The following is a 21,698-nucleotide window of genomic DNA, read 5'->3' on the forward strand; positions in this document are numbered from 1 at the left end:
ATGCTTGTTTTTGCTCACCGTGGCGCCAGTGGCTACGCACCAGAAAATACATTAGCAGCAATGGATAAAGCTATCGAATTAGGCGCGAAAGCCATCGAGTTAGACGTTCATTGTGTTGAAGGCGAATTAGTGGTTTTTCATGATCGTCGCTTAGAAGGCAAATCGACTGGGCACGGTCTTATTCATCTCAACACTAAAGCCGATTTAGCCCACATAACGGTTGGCGGACAATCCATTCCTAGCTTGTGGGATGTACTCGCGCGTATCAACACCGTCTCGCAAGGTAATTGTATTGTAAACATTGAAATCAAAGGCGTAGGCTGTGTAGCACCTTTTGTGGCTATGTATCCTCGAGCAAGAGATGAGCTAGGCTTTAGTCCCCAACAACTGTTGATATCATCGTTTAATCACTTATATTTAGCCCAAATAAAACAACACCTGCCGCAGGCATTGATAGCACCGTTACTCGGGGGGATCCCATTAAACTTAGCGCAAGTTGTCACCGATTTACAGGCTTACTCGTTGCATCTTGACGTGGCATTTATTAGCCAAGCCATTGTTGATGATGCTCACCTTCGCGGCGCAAAGGTGTATGTTTACACGGTAGACAATAGTGATGATATCCAAGCATTAAAAGCACTGGGCGTTGATGGCATTTTTAGTAATTATCCAGATAAAGCCATTGCAGCAACGACTTTACCCTTAACCAACACTTCGCTAGTTTGGTTTGACTAACGCCAAGACGACTGATTAACATCTATGACGAATACACTGTTATTACTCACTCAACATAATCAGCAATATCGTGAGTTATTGGCACAAAAACAACTGCCCAATTTAACCATTTTAGATGATAGCGATGATCGACAACAGTGTGTACAACAAGCTAATATTTGGCTTGCTGAACCTCATTTAGCCGCACCTTATTTAACTCTCCCCACGGCAAGTGCAGCAAGTAACAAACTAACACTTAAATGGTTACAGTCTACCTTTGCTGGGGTTGACGCATTAATGTCACCACAACTTAGGCAAGACTTTACCCTAACTAATATCCGTGGTGTATTTGGCCCACTAATGAGTGAATATGTGTTTGGTTATTTACTCAGTCATTATCGCCATCATTCGCAGTATCAACAGCAACAAACACAGCAACTGTGGCAACCTAACTCATTTTGCAGCTTACAAGGGCTGAATATGCTGATTTTGGGCACGGGCTCAATTGCCCAACATATTGCCAGTACCGCCCGTCATTTTGGAATGACGGTAACCGGCTTAAATAGGCGTGGTAGCGTTGTTGAGCCGTTTAATCAACTTGATAACATCGGCAATATGGCAACGCACTTGCCTGCTGCAGATGTGGTTGTCAGTGTATTGCCCAATACTGTACAAACAACACATTTACTGAATAGCACAACCCTTGCACAGCTTAAGCCAACAGCAATGTTATTTAATATTGGCCGAGGTAATGCGATTGAGCTTGACGCTTTACAGCACGAATTAACCCAATTTCCACAACGCCATGCAATATTAGATGTGTTTGAGCAAGAACCGCTGCCGCCACAACACCCGCTGTGGCATTGTCCAAATGTGACTATCACGCCTCATATTTCTGCTCCAAGCTTTCCAACTCAAGTCGTCGATATTTTTTGTCAAAACTATGCGTTATGGCATCAGTCTGAGCCGTTAAAGTATATGGTCGATCCGGTTCAAGGTTATTGATCTCGGGGTATGATCTAGGAGCCTTAGCCAGTGGCTGAACGAGGGATTTTGCCGCTAAAGATGAGAGTCAGATCAAATCATCGTAAAAATGATCAATATAAAGATAAAAAAGTAATTGCCAATGATAACTGTTTTCATTTAGAATTAGATTACTTTCTTTAGCATTGAAACTTTTGAGCGAAGAGGCTTTCTTTATGTACGTTTGTCTTTGTCATGCCATTACTGATTCTCAAATCAAAGCCGCTGTTAGCTTAGGTGACAGTTCATTGGCTGATGTAAAAAAACGTCTTGGCGTTGCCGATCAATGTGGCAAATGCGCGCGTATGGCCAATCAAATTATTCAAACACAGCTTGAATACGAACCTAATTTTTATGAAGTCGCATAAGCATTGCTTAACTATCATTAAGTGTTAAATTGCTTTACGTTTCATAAAAAAATGCTGCTCATTGAGCAGCATTTTTTATGTCAAAACTAAGGGCTAAGCTAAGGTCAAATTAAAGTCCAAACTTAGCACTAAACTAAGAGCTTAACTAAAAGCTTAACTCTTAGTGTCGTGATTTAATCTTGAATCTCAATATTATCGTCTTGGATGCCATCATCGGCTAACGCGCCAATTTCCACATCAACACTGTCAACACGCTGTAATCCTCGTGGCAATTTAGCGCCACGTCGGCCACGCTCACCGCGATAATGCTCTAAATCACTTGGTTTCAAGGTGAGCTTGCGCTTACCCGCCCATAAAGTGACAGCCGTGTTGTGCGGCACAACATTAAGGTGCAACAGTAGTTCTTCACGATTTTTGGCTCGCTCTGTCGGAATACCAATAATCTTATTGCCCTTACCTTTTGATAGCTGCGGTAATGCATCAACGCTAAACATCAGCATTCGCCCTTCCGAGGTAATTGCTAACAAAGACTGCTCACTACCTTTGCTAATTAACTTAGGCGTTAATGCCAATGCGTTAGTGGGCAAGCTTAATAATGCTTTACCCGCTTTATTACGGCTAACCATGTCTGGGTAAGTACAAATAAAACCATAACCTGCATCTGTGGCTAACAAGAAGAACTGTTCGTCGTTCCCCATCAACACATGTTGCATGGTCGCGCCTGACGCCATATTAAAGCGCGTAGTGATAGGCTCACCTTGGCTTCGTGCAGACGGCAGCGTATGGCTGTCAGTGGCAAATGCACGCCCTGTGGAGTCTATAAATACCGCAGCTTGGTTACTCTTACCCATCGCGCTACACAAGTAACTGTCGCCCGATTTATAAGACAATCCCTCGACATCAATATCATGACCTTTAGCACAACGTACCCAGCCTTTATCAGATAACACCACTGTGACCGATTCTGTCGGGGTAAGCTCTTGCTCTGTTAGTGCTTTAGCATCAAAACGTTCAATGATAGGTGAACGACGATTATCGCCATAGGTTTCACCATCTTGCAGTAACTCTTTTTTCACTAACGTCTTTAAGCGACGATCAGAACTCAGCAATAACTCTAACTTGTCGCGCTCAGCGGCTAACTCGTCTTGCTCAGCCTTAATCTTAAATTCTTCAAGCTTGGCTAAGTGTCGTAGCTTTAATTCTAAAATCGATTCAGCTTGCTTATCTGACAAATTAAAGCGTGCCATTAGCTCCGCTTTAGGTTCGTCATGGAAACGAATAATTTCAATCACTTCATCAATGTTTAAAAACGCGACCATTAACGCTTTTAAAATATGTAACCGTGCTAACACCTTGTCTAAACGATACTGCAAACGACGAGTCACCGTACTTACCCGGTACTCTAACCATTCTGTTAATAAGGTTTTTAATCCTTTAACTTGTGGACGGCCGTCTAAACCTAGCACGTTTAAATTAACTCTAAAGCTTTTTTCTAAATCGGTGGTGGCGAACAAATGCGTCATTAGCTGGTCACAGTCAATGCGGTTTGAACGCGGTACAATCACTAAACGAACAGGGTTTTCATGGTCCGACTCATCACGTAAGTCAGACACCATAGGCAGCTTTTTAGCCTGCATTTGGTTAGCAATTTGCTCTAAAATTTTTCCGCTACTGGCCTGGTGTGGCAACGAAGTGATAACGATTTCGCCCTGCTCTTCTCTGAACACCGCGCGCATTCTAATTGAGCCTTTACCGCTTTCGTAAATCTTTTCGATGTCAGCCTTTGGGGTAATAATCTCAGCTTCTGTTGGGTAATCTGGGCCTGGCACCAACTCCATCAAGCGGCCTAATTCGGTTTTCGGATTGTCTAACAGCTCAATACACGCCGACACTAATTCGCGCACGTTGTGCGGCGGAATATCGGTGGCCATGCCCACTGCAATACCGGTGATACCGTTGAGTAAAATGTGCGGTAATCTTGCAGGTAAGGTTTTAGGCTCTTTCATAGTGCCGTCAAAGTTGGCGCCCCACTCAACGGTGCCTTGACCTAATTCAGACAGTAAAACTTCCGAAAATTTAGACAATCTTGCTTCGGTGTAACGCATCGCCGCAAACGATTTAGGGTCATCGGGAGCACCCCAGTTACCTTGGCCATCAACGAGCGGATAACGATAAGAGAATGGCTGCGCCATCAGTACCATCGCTTCATAACAGGCGCTGTCGCCGTGCGGGTGATATTTACCTAAAACGTCACCCACAGTACGAGCTGATTTTTTATGTTTAGATTGTGCCGATAAACCCAGCTCGCTCATGGCATAAATAATACGACGTTGAACCGGTTTTAAGCCATCACCAATATGCGGTAAGGCGCGGTCCATAATGACGTACATTGAATAATTTAAATAAGCCTCTTCGGTAAAGCGCCTCAGCGGCATTTGCTCTACGCCATCAAGGCTTAATTCAATCGAATCACTCATTTAGTTAGATTCCTGTGATAGTTCGGGTGCGTTATAAAACAAGCGGTAAACATTACCTTTTAAGTCATCTGATATGTACATTGCACCATCTGGCGCATTGATCACATCAAACGGACGAGCGACGGGAAATTCTCCGTCCAAAAAACTCACCACGGTTTCACGTTGATTAATTTTGTTGTTTTCAATGTCGAGCATCACGATTTGATAACCCACTTTACTCGAGCGATTCCATGAACCATTTTCAGCAACAAAAATCTTATGTTGGTAACGTTCTGGAAATTGCTGTCCTCGATAAAAACTAAGGCCTGTTGGAGCAACATGAGCTGGCAATTCAAACTCAGGCACTATGACATTCAAATTTTTAGGTTTGTCGTATGCGGGCTCAACGACGTCGGTTCCATGCAAATAAGGAAATCCAAAGTGGCTGCCTTTAATGTCAACACGATTAATTTCATCAGCGGGGATATTATCGCCCATCCAATTGCGGCCTAAGTCAGCAAACCATAATTTTTTATCACCTGGTGCCCAGTCAAAACCGGTGACACTGCGTAAACCAAACGCGACTTGCTCACTGGCGCCGGTGTCGACATTAATCGCGACAATACTGCCAAAAGGCGATGATGCTTCACACACATTACATGGAGAGCCAATTGACACGTATAAGCGACCATCAGGGCCAAAACGCATTGAACGAGTATACTTTTTATCTAAATTGGGTAAGTTAGAATACACCTCGCGGGCACGGCTAGGACGACGTAAACGAGACTCAATTTCTTCAAAGCGAATAATGCGATCTTCTTCGGTGACATACAGTGCGCCATCATGAAACGCTAATGCTTCAGGGTATTCTAAGCCGCGGGCAATTAAATAACGTTTGTCCACTTGACCATTTTGATCGCTATCAACAAGCGCATACACGGTGCCGCTTTTTTGCGAGCCCACAAATAGCGTGCCGTTGTCACCCACCGTCATTTGTTTAATATCACCTAAGTCGGAGGCATACAAACTGAGCCCAAAACCTTTAGTGACAGTAATCATTACCGACTGAGAGGCTAACGCTATAGAGGCTGGAAATAGCCCTAATAACATCATCCACGCAAATGTGAATTTATTGCCTATATGCAAATAAGATCGAAGGTTGAAATACTGCATGTTAATTCTCTTTTGCCTTATCTTAATATTGTTATTGGCATTTAACTGCTTGTCTTATTACTAATGTACTTTGTTGATTACTGCATAAGCTGTCATAAAAGTAATTATTTTTAATTTTTATGATAAACCGGCTCAACACCTTTATACACCTACATATTACTATGAAAAACTATAATGGAAACACTGTAATCTTTAGTGACCGAAAAAACCAAAAATCACACCATAAGCTGTCATAAAAACAAAAAATAACACCATATAATGTCATAAAATTGTTACGCGCAAATAAAAAGACAGCGCATTATATTACGCAAGATAAGTGTAACATAACTGATAATGCAATCGTTGTTAACTATTGTGACTACAAACGATATACCAAGATATAAATACTTATCTATAGCCCCTAGTTTCATACCAAGTCAGCTATACAACGCCATCAATTCAAGCCTCTTAAAAACAACTTAATCTGAGGGTGAGGCCGTTATGTTGATAATGATGTGACAACTCACGGTTAAGTAAGGCTCTTATCGATTCGTTAAATGTCTCTATAATCTTGTACCTCCAGTCGCTTATCAGTACACTTCTTTTACCAAAGCGCAGTGCTATTCTCTCCAAGCTAAACCCCTGTGCTAACTGAATTAATAAGAGAATCAACGTGGCTACTCAAATCACACTTCAGCAATTAGAGTCCTTCCTCTGGGAAACGGCTGACATTCTTCGTGGCAACATGGACGCGTCGGAATTCAAAGACTATATCTTCGGCATGATGTTCCTTAAACGTTTGTCTGATTCCTTCGACGAAGCTCGCGAAAGTGTGGTGGCATACTACCTTGCCAAAGGTAAAACCCAGGCTGAAGCTGAGGCCTATGCAGAAGGTCATGATGAATACGACAGTACCTTCTATATTCCTGATATCGCCCGTTGGAATAACCTTAAAGATTTAAAACATGATATTGGCGCTAAGCTCAACTCGGCCACAGAAGCAATTGAAGAACACAACAAGAGCCTAGAGGGCGTGTTAGTCACTATCGACTTCAACATTAAAAACAAACTGTCCGACAGTAAACTGCGCGACCTACTCAGCCATTTCAGCAAATATCGTCTGCGTAACTGCGACTTTGAACGCCCAGACTTACTTGGTACGGCTTATGAATATCTTATTAAGATGTTTGCCGACAGCGCGGGTAAAAAAGGCGGTGAGTTTTATACTCCAAGCGAAGTGGTGCAATTATTGGTGGCGCTATTAAAGCCCCATGCAGGTATGCGGATTTACGATCCTACTGCAGGCTCTGGCGGTATGCTGATCCAAATGCGTAATCACCTTGCTAGCCATGGTGAAAATGCGGCAAATCTATCGTTATACGGCCAGGAGATGAACCTCAATACCTGGGCAATCTGTAAAATGAACATGTTTCTGCATGGGGTGCAAAGTGCCGATATTCGCAAAGGCGATACCCTGCGCGAACCTAAGCACACCCATGATGGCAGCCTAATGACATTCGATCGAGTCATAGCTAACCCGCCATTCTCTTTATCTAAATGGGGTAAAGAAGAATGTGACAGTGATGCCTTTGGCCGCTTCCCTTATGGCACACCACCAAAAGACTCTGGCGATCTCGCTTTTGTGCAACACATGATAGCCAGCACCAATAGCGATGGCATGGTGGGCGTTGTGATGCCCCATGGCGTGCTGTTTCGCGGTTCAAGCGAGAAAGACATACGTAAAGGCATATTAGAAGATGACTTGCTCGAAGCGGTTATCGGTTTACCATCAGGCTTATTTTACGGTACAGGCATTCCAGCCAGCTTGCTTATCATCAACAAACAAAAGCCAACCGAACGCCAAGGTAAGGTGCTGTTTATTAATGCTGAGCTTGAGTACCAAGAAGGCAAAAACCAAAACAGCCTACGCCCACAAGATATAGCTAACATCGTCGAAACCTTCGACAGTTACAAAGAAATTAAACGCTATTCAGCCATAGTCAATCTGCAAGACATTCGCGACAACGACTACAACCTCAATATCCGCCGCTACGCCGACACCTCACCACCCGCAGAAATATTTGATGTGCGCGCCATTCTTCACGGCGGCATTCCTGTGCGTGAAGTCGAAAACGATTATATTCAGGAAGAAATTCTTAAGGGTTTTGATGTCAGCAGTGTATTTGAGCCTAAGCTAAACCATGCAAGCCAGAATACAGATCAACAGTATTACCAGTTCAAAGCCGAAATCACCACCAAAGAGCAGATCCGCCCGCTTGTAGAAAACAGTCTTGAGCAAGTTAAGGCCATTGAAGACAGTGCTACTGATAACTCATCAGAGCAAGCGTCTACAACGGAGCTTGCTTCAGTGACACTCATCGTTGGCCAGTTCGAACGTTGGTGGGACAAGTACCAAGTGTCACTGCACCAACTCGATGCCGAAGTGGCAGAAGCCGAACAAGTGATGCAAGGTTACCTGAAGGAGCTTGGTTATAATGTCCACGACTATAAGGATGCAGGAGGGGCTGAGTAATGATTTTACCTAAAGAGACTCCAGAAGGTTGGAAGGCTGGTAAGCTTATCCATTTTGTTGGTTCAAAAGAGCTTGGAACAACAAGTCGAGGAGGAGAACAGAAAAAAATCTTATTGATAAAAATGGGTAATTTATCATTAGGCTCGATTAATTATAATAAAGTGGAGTATGTTGAGCTTACACAGTCTTTAACATCACTAATTCTAAATCGAGGTGATTTCCTTTTTAATACAAGAAATACACCAGATCTCGTTGGTAAAACATCTATTTTTAGAGATCAAAACGTCAAGGCTGTTTTCGATAATAATTTATTACGAATTAAGTTTATTGAGTCAGTTGATTCGATATACATGGGTTATTTATTTAATTTAGATTCTACTGTTAAAGCACTCAAACAAATTGTTGCTGGTACAACGAGCGTAGCAGCAATTTATTGGAAAGATCTGATTACGTTAAATTTAACTATTCCCCCACTCCCAGAGCAGCAAAAAATAGCTGCGATTTTGACGTCTGTGGATGAAGTGATTGAAAAAACACAGGCACAAATCGATAAGCTCAAAAAGTTAAAAAGCGGCATGATGCAAGAGCTGCTAACGCATGGCGTCGGCACCAGGCAAGACTCTGCCAATGGCAAGGGTTACATCCCCCACACCGAATTCAAAGACTCACCCGTCGGCAGAATCCCCAAGAGCTGGGAGATAACGAAATTAAGTAAACTCATTAGTGTAATGGAGTCTGGTTGGAGCCCTCAGTGTGAGTCTACTCCTGCTCAAACGGGAGATTGGTGTATCCTTAAAACGACAGCAGTATCATGGGATGGCTTTAATCCTTTAGCAAATAAAAAGCTACCATTTAATCTAGAGCCTCGGCCGCAGATACAAGTGAAAAATAACGATATTTTAATAACTCGAGCTGGGCCAGCTGAGCGTGTGGGAGTTATTTCTCACGTCAACTTCGTACCAGCCAAAGTAATGCTTTCTGATAAAATAATTAGAATACAAACAAACAACATATGTATTTCAAAATATCTCGCATTATGGCTTAGCAATACCTTCGTACAAAAATATTTAGCAAGTAAAGTATCGGGCCTTGCTATGTCACAAACAAATATTTCCCAATCAATCCTACAAAATATTCCCTGTGTAATACCTTCACTTGAAGAGCAACAAGTCATTACCAATATGGTAAATTCATTGGAGGTGAGACTTACAACCACAGAGAAGAAACTAAGAAGCTTAAAAATACTCAAAAAAGCGCTAATGCAAGATCTGCTCACGGGTAAGGTACGGGTAAACGTTGGGGTACGCTGATGAGCCACAAGCCACGGTCCAAGTTAACCATCAAGACGGAAGATTACGTCTTGAATAATCTTGAAATCCTTGATGAACTTGCACCACAGCAAGGCCTATTCAAAATGATGCTCGACCAAAGTCGCTAACAGTGACAGCAAGCCGTCAATTGCGCGATGAAATTCACTTACTGGCAAGTGGACGCTACTTTTAATAATTAAGTGACTGTTGAATATGAGCCACAAGGCAGCCAGCGTGCTGAATACGTCAAGCAAGTGCTAAAGGTATTAGCCGATGAATTAACCACCGAGTTCGCTGAAGGTGACTAAGGATAATCAAGGATGTTAACAGCAATACTGCACGGGAAAGCAGGAAGAGTTTCCGATGGCACAAATCACTCTATGAGTTGGTCACAGTTATTTAATACCAGAGAAGACTTGCTCACCTCTACTTTTTTTGAGCGCTTTGCGTATTTATCCGCGAGTGTTCAAGCTGCGCTTATCCAGCATTGGTTTCAAAAAGCAAAAACTGCCACCAATACAAGCCCTGTATTAAGCAACCTCGGTGATTTTGAAGGCATTGATTACTGGCCACACTACCCGTTAGTCAAGGATACCAACCGTACGTTTGTCGAACCTGATTTATTACTGCGTTTTAGCCAGGCCAACATTCTTATCGAAGTGAAACCACCTAATGGCGGTGATCAATACGAGCAACAATGGCGCAATGAAATTATTGGCTATACCGAATCAAGCGAAGAACCGGATAAGGTATTTTATTTTCTGGCAATCGGCCGTAACCACAAAATAGATTTTGCAGCATGCAGCGCCAATTTTTTAACACTTTTTCAGCCGTGGCTACATGGCATGGCTGCCATTGAATGGCAGTTTGTCGCCGATAAACTTGTTCATTTTCGCCAGCATAATGTTGAACTCTATAACCCACAAGATCTGCGAATTTTAGATGATATGATTCAGGCCTTAAAACTCTATGGGCTTATCACCAGCGAATTCACTTGGCCTACACTACTAAGACATAATTGCCCCCAACTCACGTTGAATCAACCGCAACTTGCGCAACATTCACTGCCTTCGCAGACACTAAAACCGTTTTCACAGCTCCATGCATGGCAGAAAAAGTACCCATTGAAAGACCTACAAAACTCACCATTAATTTATTGGCAAAGAGCATTTTAATGAATAACTCCCCTTTAACGCCCGAAACCCAAGATGAGCTACTTATTCAAGTTCGTACTGCGCACCGCCTGTTAGCGGCGTACTACCAACGCTTACTACCGAGTATTGAGAAAATAGCGACTCAACTAGGGACTGACTTTTACTTTTGGGAACCTCGAAAATTTTCTCGTCCTGCATCACGAAACTCAAACCCTTTTAGTAAATGGGCTTGGGATATGCTGCCAGCAATGTCTGCGATTTATGTATTCAAAAATATAAAGGATGAAAACAGCATCGCTATCGATGATTTTCTCATCTCATTCTATGTCGATTCTGATACGGGTGTGGATGAGAAAGAAATGAAGCGCAGCGAAATGGACGGCTTGGCTTTATCTATACCTGTTACGCAGGCTCAATCAATAGTAAAAATTGGCATATATACCCCTTTCAAAAACGAGAACCTACATTGGTATTCAAGTATCTGGAGCCAAGGTGCTTTTCCTACTTATCAGGCTTTCGATGCCGACCACAACAGCACAAAAGATGTCAATGGACAGCCAATTGTATCATCAGGATTTGAAGTGTCTGTCTCACAGCTAATGACCCAAGACGCTATTCAAGAGTTAACCGCAAAAATTGAACAATGCCTTGCTAGTGCCATATTACATGCAAAATCAATCGCTGCTGAGAATGCTACCTGATGCTCATGGCACCTGAGTTAAACCGATTAAACGTATACAAGTTAGCTTTGAAAAGGAATTATCCAAGGAAGACGTAAATGAAGCCTAATCACCATGGGAAGTATGTTCTTAACACTATTAATTTTCAAAGCGTGTTTTTGCCTTCACCTGCAAATATTTGTCAGTTATTAGGTTTTCCAGATAATGTTGTCAAAATGATCCCCTTTGCCGAAGAACATCACGGAATACCATTAAATGTAGGAAGAAGCTCCCGGGCTGAAATGACAAACAATGGCGTAGCAAAACCGACGATGAGTAAGTTAGCTGGTTGGATGAATAAATTACCCATTCCATTTAAACAATTTATAGATCTTCCGTTAATGTTAAAAACATATCGAGCCATGCGTGTCGGATCTAATGCAGGGCTTTGGTACTCAACATCTAACGGCTTCAAGCTCTCAAGTTATGATAGTGAGTTAATTACTTTATTTGATTTTATTGATATGAGAGCCGAAGCTGACTATCAAATGATAAAAGGGATAAAGCATCAAATCAGGGAAAAAATAATAGACAAGAATGATACCAATGCGATTTGGCAAGCTCAACTTGATACATGGACAAGAAACAGTATGCTGCCAGCAGAGCAATTAGCATGCTTAACCCATTTTTTTAGCAACATTAGTGACCCCATGTTTCGCGTTGAAACTAATGCTATCGCAGTAAAGAAAGCAGAATATCATCTAAGATTTGATTTTTATTTATCTGCAATTGCAAGTTACGAGGTCGGTCTTTTACTTTATGCCTCGAGGCAAATGCCAGAGATTGAAATAGAGTCTAATGACGGTGTATTTTCTTCGGTCCTCAATACTTACGCAGTATCTAATGAAGAATGCACTTGCTTTGGTGCTATGTTAATGGAGCTAAGAAATACATTAACACACCATAAACTCGATTCTGGTTGGCGTGCATTGGCGTCTTACATTGATATTGAAGAGTTTGGTAACAAAGAAGACACTTTAAACGACAAGCAATATGGACAGATTAAAGATTGGCGCAATCGTAAAAATATGCCTTCTGATAAGAAGCTACGACAGTTTCTTACTAATCTTGCGAATGACTTAGGGGATTATGAAATTGAGTCGACGTTAATCTATCTACGCATCGCGAATGCTATCGATACCTTAGTCGAAAGGTTACTTAAAGAGACAAATGATCACAGAATCCTTGTGGTTATCGCTGAAGTATTAGCGTGCTACCCTAAGTATTTTGAACGTTTTAAGCTGGTTTATATTAATAAAAACGCACAAACAACATGATGTTGTATGTGCGTTTTCTTTATACATAAAACTTAATTGTCTAGCTGCTCTTGCCAATCATCAGGGCGTTCATCTTCGCCGCGACTCTGCCAATAGGCATCATGCTCAGGGTCGAGTTGTTGTGAACGGTTATCATCGTCATGTTTAGACATTTTTACTGACCTCCCAGTTTGCCGCTAACTAAATTCTTTGCTGCTGCACTTGTTGCCTTAGCAGCAAAGCTACCTTTAGCGACTGTGCCATCGTTTTGCTTTGCAGTTGTACTTTGAATACGAGCGGCCGCTTGTGGTGTCATTGGTGTTTTGTTATTACTCATTTTTGTATCTCCAAGATTAGGTTATGTTGGTAGAAGCCTCTACCAACACCAGGAATAATATCCGAGACTTTTATTGCTTGGATGGGGGGGGAACTGTCCAAATTTGTATTATTTTGAATTAACTCACTACTGATTCGTTTTTGGTAGCTGTTATTCGTGCTAAGTATCTGTAATATCGAGCACTAAAGATGTGGTCAATCTTATTAAGATGGGAATCGTTATGGATCAGGATGAACTAAATAAGGTTGAATTGCCTGCTATCAGTCAATTACAACTACTAGGCTGGCAATTTATCGCTGGAGCAAAGCTCACGCCTGAGCATAACGAACGGCCTTATCTTCGTGATGTTGTGTTAGTTGGCCGCCTTGAATCAGCCATAAAGCGCATCAATCCTTGGATTAATGATGAGAACCTTCGCAAAGTTTCCCGTGAGATAACCCACCCTAACTTTGTTGGCTTGATGGAATACAATCAGGCGATTTATCACACTTTAGTCAACTACCTTTCTGTCGAACAAGATTTAGGTAAAGGCCGTAAGGGCCAAACCGTTAAGTTAATTGATTTTGATAATATTGAAGCCAACGAGTTTATTTGCACTTCACAATTTAAAGTTGAGGGGGTAAACCAGAATATTATCCCTGATATTGTATGCTTTATTAATGGGTTGCCACTAGCGGTTATTGAATGCAAATCCCCCTATATATCTGACCCTATCAACGAAGGCATTAATCAACTACGCCGTTATGCTAACTTGCGTAATAGTGCCGATGATGAAGGCGCACAACGCCTTTTTTGGTACAACCAACTCATGGTATCAAGCTGCCGCGATAGGGCGAAAGTGGGCACAATTAGTTCGAATTCATCCCACTATGCCGATTGGAAAGACGCTTACCCTTTTACAGACGATGCGCTTTCAGCACAAAACTTAAGCCTGGCAATAACAGGTAGTAATACTGCTACATTTAGCGCAACAGAAGATATACAGATTCATGACAACCCATCCCTTTACAGTGCTACGAGCTCACAATATGAATCAATAACAGGAATTACAGCACAGCAAAGGCTGATCGCTGGCATGTTCAGCCGAGCAAACTTTTTAGACCTGCTGCAAAACTTCATTCTGTTTGAGCCTGTAGAAGGCAAGCTGATTAAGAAAGTGGCGCGCTATCAGCAATATCGCGCTGTTAACAAGGTGATTGAACGCCTCAAAACAGGCAAAGATCGTAAAGAGAAATCTGGTGTTGTGTGGCATACACAAGGCAGTGGTAAATCACTCACCATGGTCATGCTTGCCGTTAAAATGCGCCGCGACCCAGTTCTTAAACAATACAAACTGGTGTTTATCACTGACCGTACCCAGTTAGATGAACAATTATCGAGCACCTTCCGTGCTGCGCAAGGCGAAACCATTTATAACGCTGGCTCTGTTACAGAACTAAAAGCCTTACTCAAAAAAGACAGCTCTGATTTAGTCACGGCAATGGTACAAAAATTCTTAGATTTAGAAAAAGAGCTCAGTACCGATGATGACTCTGACGGTTTTAGTAACCTAAACCCTTCCGATAAAATCATTGTGCTTGCCGATGAAGCCCACAGAACCCAATTTGGTGGGCTTGCCATGACCATTAATGCTGCTCTACCCAATGCACCAAAAATTGGATTTACCGGTACACCATTACTGAAATCCCAGAAAATGGACAAAGCTTTTGGTGGTTACATTGATGAGTACAAAATTAACCAGGCGGTTGATGATGGTGCAACTGTGCGTATTTTGTATGAAGGCCGCCAGGTACAAACAGAAGTTGCGGGCGAATCATTAGACAAGCTATTTGAAGCTTATTTTGGTCATTACACCAAAGAAGAACAGCGTGAAATTAAACAAAAATACGGCATAGAACGGGCAGTTCGTGAAGCCCCTGCACGAATTCGCTGGGTGTGTATTGATTTGCTATCTCACTACAGGCAACACATTCAGCCTGATGGCTTCAAAGCCATGATAGTGGTTGGCAGTCGTCATGCCGCTGTTATCTTTAAAAAGACCTTAGATGAATTAGGTTCGCCACCTGCTGAAGTGATTATTTCTGGTGATCATAACGATGAACAATACATTTCCGAACATACTGACAAAGTAAAACAAAAGAAAATAATCCAAGAGTTCACTAAACCATTATCTGAAAATCCGACGGCATTTTTGATTGTGAAAGACATGTTATTGACTGGGTTTGATGCGCCGATTGCTCAGGTGATGTACATAGACCGTAAGCTGCAAGATCACACATTGATGCAAGCAATAGCAAGGGTTAACCGAACTTACAAAGGCAAAACCTGTGGTTATGTGGTCGATTATTTTGGGTTATCAAAACATTTGGTCGATGCGATGGAGATGTTTAGTAGTGATGATGTTGAAGGAACTTACCAGAGCTTAAAAGATGAGATACCTAAACTTAAAGCCACTCACACTTTAGCGATTTCTTTTTTTAGACACATTAAAGTTAAAGAGGTCGATCATTACGTACTCGCGTTGAAAGAAGAAGCGGTCCGTTCGCAGTTTGATATGGCTTTTAAGCGATTTGCTAAACAGATGAATATCATTTTACCCGATGTAGCTGCTGCGCCTTTTTTAGCTGACATGAAGTTACTGGGTAAAGTACATAACGCAGCACGCAATCAGTATCGCGATGCTGGTCTTGATATGTCTGACATCGGCGCAAAAGTACGTAAGCTTGTAGACGAACATATTTTAAGTACCGGCGTGGACCCTAAAATTCCGCCTGTAGACCTGTTAGCGGCTAACTTTAAAGAGAGCATTCGACCAGAGAAATCTGCTGAATCTAAAGCATCTGAAATCGAGAGTGCGATTAAGCATCACATCACCATAAAACTCGAAGATGATCCGGAGTATTACAAGTCTTTAAGTCTGCGATTAAGGGACATTATTGAAAAGAATGCCGGCCAGTGGGAGCAACAATTAGAACTATTGTTATCGATGGTGGACACGATTGAAATCGATCGTAGAAAAGCAGCTAAAAATGCGGGATTATCTGAAACTGAGTATGCTTTTTATAACATTTTGATCGCTGAAGTTACGCAAACTAGCGACATAGAAGTTATCGATGAGCATCAACTCATAGAGATTAAAACAATTACCCAAAGCCTTGTGGCCATGTTTGATGATGCGACTCAGATAGTCGATTTTTTTGATAAAGATGATGAAGTAAAACGTCTGAAAAAAGAGATAAAGCGAGCTGTGATTGACGCTTCATTCAGTAACCCGATCTTAATCACCAATCTACAAGATAGGTTTATGGAATTAGCTCAGCACAAGTTTAACAAGTAATGATTAGGGCTATGAAGAAACAAGAACTGATTGAAGCTAATGGCTTTAAAGCTCAAATATCCAGAACGGCTAGAGCAAAAACGGCATCAATTACCGTGGAAAAAGGCTTGGTTACAGTCACTGTGCCTAAGCTATTAGCCACAGAACGCATTGAGCAGATACTAAAAGATAAACGCCAATGGGTTATGGATAAAATAGCCCTACATGACGAACTAGCAGCATCTGGTGATAGAGAGTTTATATCGGGTGAGGCTTTGCCCTACCTCGGCCGACATTATCGCTTAAAAGTTCACGCTGGCAATTTTGAGCCTGTAAAGCTTGTAGAGGGACGTTTAATCGTTACCGTCCCTATGGGGTCAGCGCGGCCTAATTTGGTGAGAGAGGCGCTTGTGGGGTGGTATAAACGCCATGCACTACTCAAACTAAAAGAGAAAGTACGTCGATATGCGAAAGTAATGAACGTTTCACCTAAATCCGTCAACATCAAAACCTTCAAAAGTCGCTGGGGAAGTTGTAACCCCAAAGGAGATTTAGACTTTAATTGGGTAATTATGATGGCCCCTAACCGTGTTGTTGATTACGTCGTTATCCATGAGCTGAGCCATTTAAAACAACTTGACCACTCTCCACTATTTTGGCGAGAAGTCGAACGAGTAATGCCTGACTACATGGAATACAAGCTATGGCTAAAAGAAAATGCAGCAAGATTGGTTATTTGATCTGCTAATCAGGCAGGGAATCTTAGTTTAGCGGGCGGTTGATGGTTTAGAATAAAGATTCATGTAGTTCAAACTCACTTTTTGGCAGTAACGTTATAGATCTAGCTGCCACAATGAAGTTATATCTATGGCTACAAATATGTGTTTAATAAACGTTATTGGGGGATAAATAACCCTTTCAAAAGACTTCCTCATTGTTAAATTGTTTTATATAACAAAGAGGGTAGATGTTTTAACCCAAGAAATCAGCAACAAAATAAAACTAAAAACCATTACAATCAATTACTAATAGGAAGTTAACATCTCATATTGTGAATATTCATAGCCGATATATGATATTAAAAATATTTATTGAGTTTGTTGTCAATTTAAACAAATAGTACTGATTTTATTGCCTGTATTGTACATGCTAATATATGTCTTTGTAATTTTGACTTTTAAATATAGCATCACTAATTATTGGGGGGGATTATTAATGATGCTATAAACAGATATTTAAATGTTCCTAGAAATAATAACCAAAGTTTATATTCACTCTATTGTCCCAACCGCTGTCCGTTTGAGTTAGTCCTATATGGTCATTAACACCACTTGCGTACATGTTTTCACCGGCAATGAAATCGATCATTGTGTAAGTTGGACCAGCTGAAATAGCCATCCCGGTGACATTTTGTAAGCTATCATCAAAACTATCGTCAACTGTATCAGGCGTCAGTATGCCTAAGTCGTTATATACTTTAATGCTCCCCCAAGAAGTGCTGAATGTTTTGGCGACATTAATACTATAGATTTGCGCTTTAACGGCTATTTCGTATTGCCATTGGAATGCTGCAACTGCAATCTTATTCTCTGCTCCTACTTCAGGATCTGCAGCATCATATTCATATTGCATTGCTTGCAGTTGGAGGTTCCAGTCGTTATAAGAAATATCGGCATGCAGGGCTATTGCATAACGGTCACCGTTATTGCCTGTCTTGGCATTGTATATTTGGCCAACTTCTAAGGAAGCTCCAAGTTTTGCTTGGACACCTTCGAAATCAACTTGATACATTTGGCGTAGATTGATTTGGTTGGTTTCTTCGTTGCTGTATTGGGTACCGTTCACTACACCTGCATAAATATCGGTGGAATAACGTTCGTTACTCGACGCTCCTCGTTCGGCATTTTTGTAGAATGCAGCGGAGGTTGTCCAAGCTTCATAGCTATAGTCAAGTGCGATACCCATGTCTGAGTCATCTTCAAACCCTACATAATAAGGTATACCAAACCAAAAGCTATTCGAAATATATCCAGGATTGCCAAATGGCTTTTTGATGAGTCCTAACTTAACTTGTAGGTTTGGATTTATGTCATAAAATCCATAAGCATAGCGGATCATATCGTAACCATTGTAAAATCGATATTCACTAGACAGACCAAAATCTGAGATTTTGCCATTGAACTTTATTGCTAACATGTCTAAATCAAAATCACCGAGTTTATCTTTTGAGTTTTCACTGTAGTCTTTATATGAGTAGTTAGCGCGGACTGTACCAGTTACGTCAATTGTCTCTTCTGCGAAGGCGAATCCACAGCTAGAGGCTAGACCGAGCAACGTTAATATTATTTTCTTTTTCATCATCATATCTCGATAGAGTAAGGTTAGCCTTCCATGGCGAATTAGAAATTATTAAGCAAGCTCAACGGATCGTTCGTAATTTTGCTGTTTAGCCGCACTTTTCTTAGCTATTTTACTCACCCAAATCCCCCCTAGAATGGTAATACCAGTACAGACAATGAGGTAAGCAAATACCATGTTATAGGCTGTTTCTTTTGGATATTTATCTAGCCAGCTACCTACCATTTTAAAAGCATAAACATCAGGCAAATATGACAGAGTACAAATAACGCCTAAAGCGGTACCAGTTAGGTGCATTGGTATGTTTGCAGGTCCCATTGTGGCAAACTGTACGCCTCTCACGGCATAAAGCATGAAGGCCAAGAGTAAGACTAATCCGATCACAAAATAGTTGTTTATACCATCTGGCAAAAAGATAAATGTGGCTAGTACTGCGATAAGCAAAACACAACCTTGAATAAGCGCTTTAGTTGAAGACTTGGCCACTTTATCACCATAGTATCCCCCTGCAGGGCTACCAATGGTTTGAATAAAATAAGTTCTTACTGTGCCGAGTATGCCCACAACACCAACAGGCACCATCCAAACATCTTCTAAGTAAGGAGAGGTGTATGACAATAGTGCAAATACATTATATAGACCGAAAATTATTAAGGTAACAGCCCAAAGTCCAGGGAGTTTTATGACGTCTTTAACCGCAGAGAAACTAAATTTACTGGTCTCGTCACTGCCTTTTGCTTTCACATTGGGCATAGCGAACCAAATCAGAGCAGCTACGATAATATGCAGTACACCGTAGAAGTAGAGAATATTTTCTAGACCTGCAATTTTTGTTACGCCAAGCTCTAAAGCATAAACACCACCAAGCGCAGTCAGAGTACTCAAAATACCACGGGCACCTTCAGTGAAGCCAAACATCCTCCCTTGCTCTTCGTCAGTACCCATCATGCGAATACCTTTTAGGTATGCGCACCAAAAAATCATTAGACCGAAAATACCGAGTAAACCATGAATGACTTTTACTAAGAATAGACCGGGAAGGGTTGCATACCAGAATATACAAGCGCCCGCACCAAGCAGTGAGAAAACGATCAGGTTCTTAGCTTTAAATTTATCCGCGATCATGCCACCAATGATGTAACTGAACGTACCTACCAGCCCTAAGATTGCGTAAATATCTCCAACTTGTTCGTGGCTTATTCCAAGTCCTTCACGCAAGGGGGTATAAGCAAACTCTCGCATATATGGCACACGGTAAATAACGGCAACCGATAGACCCAACAAGAAGAGTACAAAATACTTTTGAAATGTTGATATTTCAGAAGGATCAACTGCTTTATTATTAAACATAATTATTACCTGAATTTGGTCATTTATTAAACTCACAACCTAGGTGTTAATTAAAATAACAAGGGGTTGCATGTTTGTTTAGAACCTTGTGGCTATAGAGCCCCTCTCAATCAAGGGGCTCTTAGTCTGATTACATGTAAACAGCTACAGGCTCACCTAATACATCAAGCATTGGCTCAACACCTAAACCAGGAACATTTGGAGGCGTTGCAAAACCATTGACGTTACGTGCACCTTGGTCAGCAGGAATTGGATCTACCGTTAAATGGTAATGGCATAACCAGCTTGCTAAACGATTTGCTTCAGGACATGATGACGCTAGGTGGATTGCTGCTGTATCAGCAAGGCAAGTACCGCCTAGATCTTCAATATGCATTGGCCAGCCAATCGAAACACAGAAATCACGGATCTGCAGCGCTTTGGTGAGTCCACCCACACGATTAGGCTTAACTTTTACACCACTACCACATTCATTTTTCCATGCTTCTAAATGATCTTGGAAGGTAGTCATACACTCATCAAGCATGATAGGTTGCTGTACTTTACGAGAAACTCGACCACATTGGTCCAATGTTTGGCATGGTTGTTCAACCCATGAACGAGACTCGACCGAATTAAGTACTGAAATTGCCGTAGCCGGTTCCCAAGCACGATTTACATCAAACGTGACCTTATGACCGTCTGGTAAACCTGCTTCGACACCATTGATACGTGCAATGTCAGCTTTAGTATCGGTGCCGCCAATTTTTGCAGAATGCCATTTGTAACCATCTCGACCAGCGTCGTCTATAAGAGCAAGCATTTCTTCAGCCGTGCCTGTGGAAATCGATGAATTCACTGCTACCGGAGTGGCTTCAGCGCCACCCATTAGCATGTATACAGGTAGTCCTGCTTGTTTGCCAAGGATATCCCAGCAAGCCATATCAATGGCCGATTTTACATATTCATGACCAGGTAATTGAAGATCCATAACCCGGTTAATATGAAGCAGTGCACATGGGTTTTCACCAATTAGGAATGGTGCAAGTGTTTCGATACCAGCACGGATCCCAGGCCCATGAGCTGGGAGGTAAGTGTGACCCCAAGGGCAACCTTCACCCCAGCCGTGTAACCCATCGTCAGTTTGAATTCGAACAAACGTTGAATCGATTTTTTCAAACAATAAGCGGCCACCAGATAATTTGTAAGGATGGGTCAATGGCAAGTCTATTTGGAATACTTCAATTTTTGTAATTTTCATTTCTTTGTCCTTTCTGTTTTTGTGATGTTACTTGTTTACTAACGTTGTGTTATTTCTCATCTGGCATTTTCATGTCATGTACATGACAGTTATTACAGAACAAACGAGATTTTTGGTGTTCACTATGACAACCCATGCAATCAACACCTGAGTTGTAATGGAATGAATAATGAGGATTGCGATCCAGCCACATGTCACTTTGTGGCTGCGCTGCAGCTTCACGTAACGTTTCGATTGTGCCGTGACAGCTCTGACAAGTTTCTTGATCCGGCATGACTTTCGGTGTCTTGGTTAGATGACAGTCTGCACAGCTCATGTCCAACGCTTGATGGTGAGGTTTGAGTTTATGTGGCGCTGCGTAGACATTAATGGCTAGCAGTAAACTTATTAGTAAAATGATTTTTTTCATTGT

General features: G+C 41.7%; 17 protein-coding genes. 10 read left to right on the top strand and 7 right to left on the bottom strand.

Annotation, left to right across the window (positions count from 1 at the left end; all coding sequences use genetic code 11):
• The 3 genes from AC19MX_RS04530 to AC19MX_RS04540 all read left to right on the top strand — a co-directional run bounded on the left by AC19MX_RS04530 (nt 1) and on the right by AC19MX_RS04540 (nt 2,105).
• On the top strand, nt 1-735 hold the full coding sequence (locus AC19MX_RS04530) for a glycerophosphodiester phosphodiesterase (protein ID WP_498296673.1): 735 nt from the start codon (nt 1-3) through the stop codon (nt 733-735).
• 24 nt (nt 736-759) lie between these two features.
• On the top strand, nt 760-1,719 hold the full coding sequence (locus AC19MX_RS04535; RefSeq protein ID WP_498296675.1) for a D-2-hydroxyacid dehydrogenase: 960 nt from the start codon (nt 760-762) through the stop codon (nt 1,717-1,719).
• A 194-nt stretch (nt 1,720-1,913) separates the two neighbouring features.
• Entirely contained in the window at nt 1,914-2,105 is a 192-nt protein-coding gene (locus AC19MX_RS04540; protein WP_160052643.1) for a bacterioferritin-associated ferredoxin, read from the top strand.
• A 173-nt stretch (nt 2,106-2,278) separates the two neighbouring features.
• Here the strand turns inward: AC19MX_RS04540 and parC are convergent, their stop codons facing one another.
• Both parC and AC19MX_RS04550 read right to left on the bottom strand, forming a co-directional pair.
• Nucleotides 2,279-4,582 carry a DNA topoisomerase IV subunit A gene (gene parC, locus AC19MX_RS04545; protein ID WP_498296677.1) on the bottom strand — a complete coding sequence of 768 codons (2,304 nt, stop codon included), beginning with the start codon at nt 4,580-4,582 and terminating at the stop codon, nt 2,279-2,281.
• A complete protein-coding gene (locus tag AC19MX_RS04550; protein ID WP_432400135.1) occupies nt 4,583-5,674 on the bottom strand; it encodes a PQQ-dependent sugar dehydrogenase in 1,092 nt (363 codons plus the stop codon).
• 712 nt (nt 5,675-6,386) lie between these two features.
• Here AC19MX_RS04550 and AC19MX_RS04555 point away from each other — a divergent pair.
• The 5 genes from AC19MX_RS04555 to AC19MX_RS04575 all read left to right on the top strand — a co-directional run bounded on the left by AC19MX_RS04555 (nt 6,387) and on the right by AC19MX_RS04575 (nt 12,706).
• Entirely contained in the window at nt 6,387-8,246 is a 1,860-nt protein-coding gene (locus AC19MX_RS04555) for a type I restriction-modification system subunit M (RefSeq protein ID WP_498296679.1), read from the top strand.
• On the top strand, nt 8,246-9,556 hold the full coding sequence (locus tag AC19MX_RS04560) for a restriction endonuclease subunit S (RefSeq protein ID WP_498296681.1): 1,311 nt from the start codon (nt 8,246-8,248) through the stop codon (nt 9,554-9,556). Before AC19MX_RS04555 ends, AC19MX_RS04560 begins: the two co-directional genes overlap by 1 nt.
• Nucleotides 9,557-9,876: 320 nt before the next feature.
• On the top strand, nt 9,877-10,731 hold the full coding sequence (locus AC19MX_RS04565; protein WP_498296683.1) for a hypothetical protein: 855 nt from the start codon (nt 9,877-9,879) through the stop codon (nt 10,729-10,731).
• A complete protein-coding gene (locus AC19MX_RS04570) occupies nt 10,731-11,411 on the top strand; it encodes a PM0109 family protein (RefSeq protein WP_498296685.1) in 681 nt (226 codons plus the stop codon). The genes AC19MX_RS04565 and AC19MX_RS04570 overlap by 1 nt, the downstream gene beginning before the upstream one ends.
• A 77-nt stretch (nt 11,412-11,488) precedes the next feature.
• A complete protein-coding gene (locus tag AC19MX_RS04575) occupies nt 11,489-12,706 on the top strand; it encodes a hypothetical protein (RefSeq protein WP_498296687.1) in 1,218 nt (405 codons plus the stop codon).
• 154 nt (nt 12,707-12,860) lie between these two features.
• On the opposite strand, the gene AC19MX_RS04580 is transcribed toward AC19MX_RS04575, so the two are convergent.
• Complete coding sequence (locus tag AC19MX_RS04580) at nt 12,861-13,022, bottom strand: hypothetical protein (protein ID WP_498296689.1); 162 nt, start codon at nt 13,020-13,022, stop codon at nt 12,861-12,863.
• Between the two features lie 220 nt (nt 13,023-13,242).
• Between AC19MX_RS04580 and AC19MX_RS04585 the strand changes: the two genes are divergently transcribed.
• Both AC19MX_RS04585 and AC19MX_RS04590 read left to right on the top strand, forming a co-directional pair.
• Nucleotides 13,243-16,359: a type I restriction endonuclease subunit R gene (locus AC19MX_RS04585; protein WP_498296691.1), complete on the top strand. Its 3,117-nt coding sequence runs from the start codon at nt 13,243-13,245 to the stop codon at nt 16,357-16,359.
• An 11-nt stretch (nt 16,360-16,370) separates the two neighbouring features.
• Nucleotides 16,371-17,078, top strand: a complete 708-nt coding sequence (locus AC19MX_RS04590; RefSeq protein WP_498296693.1) for a M48 family metallopeptidase — start codon at nt 16,371-16,373, stop codon at nt 17,076-17,078.
• A 505-nt stretch (nt 17,079-17,583) separates the two neighbouring features.
• On the opposite strand, the gene AC19MX_RS04595 is transcribed toward AC19MX_RS04590, so the two are convergent.
• The 4 genes from AC19MX_RS04595 to AC19MX_RS04610 all read right to left on the bottom strand — a co-directional run bounded on the left by AC19MX_RS04595 (nt 17,584) and on the right by AC19MX_RS04610 (nt 21,695).
• Nucleotides 17,584-18,699, bottom strand: a complete 1,116-nt coding sequence (locus AC19MX_RS04595; RefSeq protein ID WP_498296695.1) for a hypothetical protein — start codon at nt 18,697-18,699, stop codon at nt 17,584-17,586.
• A 48-nt stretch (nt 18,700-18,747) separates the two neighbouring features.
• Nucleotides 18,748-20,046, bottom strand: a complete 1,299-nt coding sequence (locus tag AC19MX_RS04600) for an MFS transporter (protein ID WP_498296697.1) — start codon at nt 20,044-20,046, stop codon at nt 18,748-18,750.
• Nucleotides 20,047-20,176: 130 nt separating this feature from the next.
• Complete coding sequence (locus tag AC19MX_RS04605; protein WP_498296699.1) at nt 20,177-21,286, bottom strand: mandelate racemase/muconate lactonizing enzyme family protein; 1,110 nt, start codon at nt 21,284-21,286, stop codon at nt 20,177-20,179.
• Between the two features lie 49 nt (nt 21,287-21,335).
• Nucleotides 21,336-21,695, bottom strand: a complete 360-nt coding sequence (locus AC19MX_RS04610; protein WP_498296701.1) for a cytochrome c3 family protein — start codon at nt 21,693-21,695, stop codon at nt 21,336-21,338.
• Nucleotides 21,696-21,698 lie beyond the last annotated feature (3 nt).

It is taken from the genome of Shewanella sp. MF05956, assembly GCF_059758055.1.

Coding starts and splice junctions, on each gene's coding strand:
- AC19MX_RS04530 (WP_498296673.1), top strand. CDS start 1: ATGCTTGTTTTTGCTCACCGTGGCGCCAGTGGCTACGCACCAGAAAAT.
- AC19MX_RS04535 (WP_498296675.1), top strand. CDS start 760: ATGACGAATACACTGTTATTACTCACTCAACATAATCAGCAATATCGT.
- AC19MX_RS04540 (WP_160052643.1), top strand. CDS start 1,914: ATGTACGTTTGTCTTTGTCATGCCATTACTGATTCTCAAATCAAAGCC.
- parC (WP_498296677.1), bottom strand. CDS start 4,582: ATGAGTGATTCGATTGAATTAAGCCTTGATGGCGTAGAGCAAATGCCG.
- AC19MX_RS04550 (WP_432400135.1), bottom strand. CDS start 5,674: ATGATGTTATTAGGGCTATTTCCAGCCTCTATAGCGTTAGCCTCTCAG.
- AC19MX_RS04560 (WP_498296681.1), top strand. CDS start 8,246: ATGATTTTACCTAAAGAGACTCCAGAAGGTTGGAAGGCTGGTAAGCTT.
- AC19MX_RS04565 (WP_498296683.1), top strand. CDS start 9,877: ATGTTAACAGCAATACTGCACGGGAAAGCAGGAAGAGTTTCCGATGGC.
- AC19MX_RS04570 (WP_498296685.1), top strand. CDS start 10,731: ATGAATAACTCCCCTTTAACGCCCGAAACCCAAGATGAGCTACTTATT.
- AC19MX_RS04575 (WP_498296687.1), top strand. CDS start 11,489: ATGAAGCCTAATCACCATGGGAAGTATGTTCTTAACACTATTAATTTT.
- AC19MX_RS04580 (WP_498296689.1), bottom strand. CDS start 13,022: ATGAGTAATAACAAAACACCAATGACACCACAAGCGGCCGCTCGTATT.
- AC19MX_RS04585 (WP_498296691.1), top strand. CDS start 13,243: ATGGATCAGGATGAACTAAATAAGGTTGAATTGCCTGCTATCAGTCAA.
- AC19MX_RS04590 (WP_498296693.1), top strand. CDS start 16,371: ATGAAGAAACAAGAACTGATTGAAGCTAATGGCTTTAAAGCTCAAATA.
- AC19MX_RS04595 (WP_498296695.1), bottom strand. CDS start 18,699: ATGATGAAAAAGAAAATAATATTAACGTTGCTCGGTCTAGCCTCTAGC.
- AC19MX_RS04600 (WP_498296697.1), bottom strand. CDS start 20,046: ATGTTTAATAATAAAGCAGTTGATCCTTCTGAAATATCAACATTTCAA.
- AC19MX_RS04605 (WP_498296699.1), bottom strand. CDS start 21,286: ATGAAAATTACAAAAATTGAAGTATTCCAAATAGACTTGCCATTGACC.
- AC19MX_RS04610 (WP_498296701.1), bottom strand. CDS start 21,695: ATGAAAAAAATCATTTTACTAATAAGTTTACTGCTAGCCATTAATGTC.